Below are 1,428 nucleotides of genomic sequence, written 5' to 3' on the forward strand. Positions count from 1 at the left end.
CGTGGGCTCGGAAATGTGTAAAAGAGACAGGCCGCCGCCCCCACCCTCACCCGGAAGGTGCCCGGCGCGCGGCGGACCGGCGCCGACCCCGTCAAAGCACTGATGCACCGTCACCGCGAGCTGTGCGAAAGCGCGGTGGACCCGTTGGAGATCGCCGCGGGCCTGGAGGCCCACGGGGTCACCGACCGCACCGCCGCCCGCTTCCGGCACCGGGACGTCTTCTCCCTCGCGGAGGAGATGTACGCGCGCGTGCCACGCGGCATCGACTCGGCCGAGGCCGGCACCACCGTCCCCGAGACGGCGCGGATCCGCGCCGACTGGCTGCTGCGCGCGCTGCTGCCGGGTGCTCTGGCCGTGGCCGCCGTCACCGGAGTCCAGCTGACGCAGGGCCGGACACGCCTCTTCGCAGCAGTCGCCGGAGTCCTCGCCGTCGCGCTCGGCGTACGCGCGGCGCTCACACGGGGCCCCCTGAGCAGCGCACGGCGCGCACCGCACGCCACACACCCCGCCGCGAGCCGAGGCTGGACCTGGTGGCTGCTCGGCTACGCCGCCCTCGGCGACGCCCTGCTGCGCGCCGCCGTCGACGGCGGCCCCGACCGTCTGCCCGACGGCACCACCGGCGGCCCCTGGCCGCTCGCCGTCGTGCCCGCGCTGGCCCTCACCCTGTCCTGCGTACCGGCCGCGCTCACCGCCCACCTGCTGACCGAGGGCGCCCGCCGCCGGCTCAGCGGCAGCCGGGGACTGACGGAGTTCGCCGCCGCCGTACGCCCCCTGCTGTGGAGCGCGTTCGCCCTGTACGTCGGCTGTCTGACCGCCCTGCTCGCCGTCGGCGCGGCGATCACCGGCGAACACGCCGGGTACGCCCAGGCGCTCACCCTCGGCTCGCTCCTGCTGCTCGCCCGCTTCCTCCACGTGCACGGCTTCACCCACGCCCCCGCCGTCATCCTGGCCGGCGCCGCCTCGGCCGAAGTCCTCGCCGTCGCCTCGGTCTTCGCGGGCCGACTGCCCGGCTGCGGCTTTCTCGCCGTACCCGTCGAGACACTCGTGGACACCTGGGGCCCCGGCTGCGTACCGGCGCTGGTGTGCGGGGCGGGCGCCCTGACCCTGCTCGCCCACGCGAGCCGCACCCTGACCCGCGCCTCCGCCCACGCCGGACCGGGCGGCCCGGCATGACGCCCGCGCACCCGAGCCCGCGCCCGATCGGGCAGCCATGCCGCGGCCCGGACCGCACCAGTCGGCCAGGCCTGAGCCCGGACCCGGCCGGGCAGCCATGCCTCGGCCCGGACCGCACCAGTCGGCCACGCCCGAGCCCAGGACCGACCAGGCGGCTACAGCTGAGCCCGGGCCCGACCGGGCGGCCCGGCACAACGGCCCCGCGCCCGACCGGACGACCCCGCGTGACCACCGACCGCCGGCCCACCAAGACCC

1 protein-coding gene is annotated in these 1,428 nt (G+C 77.2%); it reads left to right on the forward strand.

The features are described from left to right. Positions 1-57 precede the first annotated feature (57 nt). Positions 58-1,173, forward strand: a complete 1,116-nt coding sequence (locus MTQ10_RS30400) for a hypothetical protein (protein WP_247473919.1) — start codon at positions 58-60, stop codon at positions 1,171-1,173. Positions 1,174-1,428 lie beyond the last annotated feature (255 nt).

It is taken from the genome of Streptomyces sp. XM83C (assembly GCF_023072675.1).
Taxonomy (GTDB): domain Bacteria; phylum Actinomycetota; class Actinomycetes; order Streptomycetales; family Streptomycetaceae; genus Streptomyces; species Streptomyces thermocoprophilus.